Below are 2,260 nucleotides of genomic sequence, written 5' to 3'. Positions count from 1 at the left end.
CACCTCGTCGTCGGAGAGTTCACGCGCCGACGTGCCCGCGACCTCCTCCTTGGTGATCGCGGTGAGGGTCATCCGGAGGGTGGCGGAGCGCAGCTCGTCGCGCGCCTTGATCGCTGTGGTCAGGTCGTCCTTCAGCCGGGACTTGAGCGTAGTCATAGCTACTTCGTATCCTCCAAAGATTCGGTGGCCATCATCCCCCATCAAGCACGGACCGCACCTCGATATCCCCATAGGCCGTACTCATGCCGACCGTGCTCACGCCGGCCGCTCCCCGCACGGCATGCGCCCCCGACACCAGGTCTGCGACCATGGGCCCATGCGCGCGCGATACGGAATCCCCCTCACCCTGACGGCTCTCGGCGCGGCCTGCGTCGGCTACGCGACCGCCGTCGAGCCCCGTTCCTTCCGCCTCCGGCGCGTCACCGTCCCCGTGCTGCCGCCGGGGATGCCCGCGCTGCGCGTCCTGCACATCGCCGACATCCACATGGTGCGGGGGCAGCGCAAGAAGCAGCGCTGGCTGCAGTCCCTGGCCGGCCTGCGCCCGGACCTCGTCATCAATACGGGCGACAACCTCTCCGACCCCGAGGCCGTCCCCGACGTGCTGGACGCCCTCGGTCCGCTGCTGGAACTCCCCGGCGCGTACGTCTTCGGCTCCAACGACTACTACGGCCCGAAACTGCGCAACCCCGCCCGCTACCTGTTCGAGAAGGCCAGCGGACGCCACGGACTGAACGGCAACGCGGGCGCCGTCCACGCCGTGCACAACCCGTGGGAGGGTTTGCTCGACGCGTTCGACGCGGCGGGCTGGGCGGGCCTCACCAACGCCCGCGGCCGGCTCAAGCTCGACAGCGGCCAGGAGATCGCCCTCACCGGCCTCGACGACCCCCACATCAAGCGGGACCGCTACGCCGCCGTCGCGGGCGGTCCCGAGCCCGACGCCGACCTCTCCCTCGCGGTCGTCCACGCCCCGTACCTGCGCGTCCTGGACGCCTTCACCGCCGACCGCTACCCGCTGATCCTGGCCGGCCACACTCACGGCGGTCAGCTCTGCGTCCCCTTCTACGGAGCGCTCGTCACCAACTGTGACCTGGACACCGACCGCGTCAAGGGCCTCTCCACCCACCGCGCGGGCGGCCACCGCTCCTACCTCCACGTCTCCGCGGGCTGCGGCGCCAACCGCTACACCCCGGTCCGCTTCGCCTGCCCACCGGAGGCCACCCTGCTGACCCTCACCGCCCCCGCCTGACGCGCCCCGCCCGTCCCCCGCACCCCGCGGAAACCGGATTTCTCCTGAGCGTCCGGCTGGGCTAAGGTAGTCCAGGTTGCTTCGGGGTGTGGCGCAGCTTGGTAGCGCGCTTCGTTCGGGACGAAGAGGTCGTGGGTTCAAATCCCGCCACCCCGACAGAAGAAACAGCAGGTCAGGGGCCCATTCGCTTGATGGCGAACGGGCCCCTGAAACGTGTTTGAGGCCCTTTGGGAGCCATATGGGAGCCGACCTTGAGACGCGGCTCCCATGGAGACACCGACGGTCGATTCCCGAGCACAGAAATAGGCGGCTCGGAGAACTTTCCCCGAACTGCTCGTCCGGACCAGGTGCCGACGGTACGACCAAGACCATGCACCGTTGGACGCCGCTCAACGAGCGCCAGCTATCCCTGCTCACCCGGATCGGGGGCGCGGCCGAGCCCGTCACCTCCGACAGCCCGGAACTCGCCCTTACCGCTCGCGCGTTGAAGGAGCGGGGCCTCATCGCCATGCCGAAAGCAGCCGGCAAGTGGCGGGCCCAGATCACCGATGCCGGGCGCTTCTACCTTCAGCACGGTCATCACCCGGACAAGCCTGCGCAAGTGCCCCGGGAGAAGCAGCCCGCAGCCACAGATGCGGATGCACACCGACGTCCGGCCCCGGCACAGAGGCCGGCCACGGCGGGCGACGTCAAGGCCAAGAAGCCTTCCTCTCGGCCGCCCGCCCGTCCCTCGCCCGAAATCCCCGGGCCGGATCTGATCGAGAAGGTCCAGAAGGCAGGCCGCTTTCTGCGCATCCCCAACCCGGACGCGGCGGAGCGGGCTCGCTACCGTCGCGCCTTCGATGCCGCACGCCAGTGCGCTCCGCCCGGCTACCACCTCAAGTACAGCGGGCGGGCCAAGGGAGACTTCTTCCTCGGCCTGCTGAGGATCACGGGTGAGGACGAAACGGAATGGAACCGGATCCGACTCCAGCGCAGTCGCGTGATCACGGACATCGAAGACGTACTCGCCGC

The 2,260-nt window shown here is 69.2% G+C and carries 2 protein-coding genes, 1 tRNA gene and 1 pseudogene; 3 read left to right on the top strand and 1 reads right to left on the bottom strand.

Annotation, left to right across the window (positions count from 1 at the left end):
- On the bottom strand, nt 1-156 hold a 156-nt coding region (locus ACRDP3_RS06005; RefSeq protein WP_431515767.1), incomplete at its 3' end, for a GatB/YqeY domain-containing protein.
- A gap of 160 nt (nt 157-316) precedes the next feature.
- Here ACRDP3_RS06005 and ACRDP3_RS06000 point away from each other — a divergent pair.
- The 3 genes and pseudogenes from ACRDP3_RS06000 to ACRDP3_RS05990 form a co-directional block, all read left to right on the top strand.
- Nucleotides 317-1,246 (top strand): metallophosphoesterase, encoded by a 930-nt coding sequence (locus ACRDP3_RS06000; RefSeq protein WP_431515766.1) that lies wholly within the window; start codon nt 317-319, stop codon nt 1,244-1,246.
- A gap of 82 nt (nt 1,247-1,328) precedes the next feature.
- Nucleotides 1,329-1,402: transfer RNA gene (locus ACRDP3_RS05995), tRNA-Pro, on the top strand.
- A gap of 214 nt (nt 1,403-1,616) precedes the next feature.
- A pseudogene (locus ACRDP3_RS05990) lies at nt 1,617-2,260 on the top strand (PE-PGRS family protein); the annotation flags it as partial.

The sequence above is a fragment of the Streptomyces sp. genome (assembly GCF_050698815.1).
GTDB lineage: Bacteria > Actinomycetota > Actinomycetes > Streptomycetales > Streptomycetaceae > Streptomyces.
The sequence above is the reverse complement of the archived record's forward strand: the minus strand, read 5'-3'. Positions and strand labels throughout refer to the sequence as shown.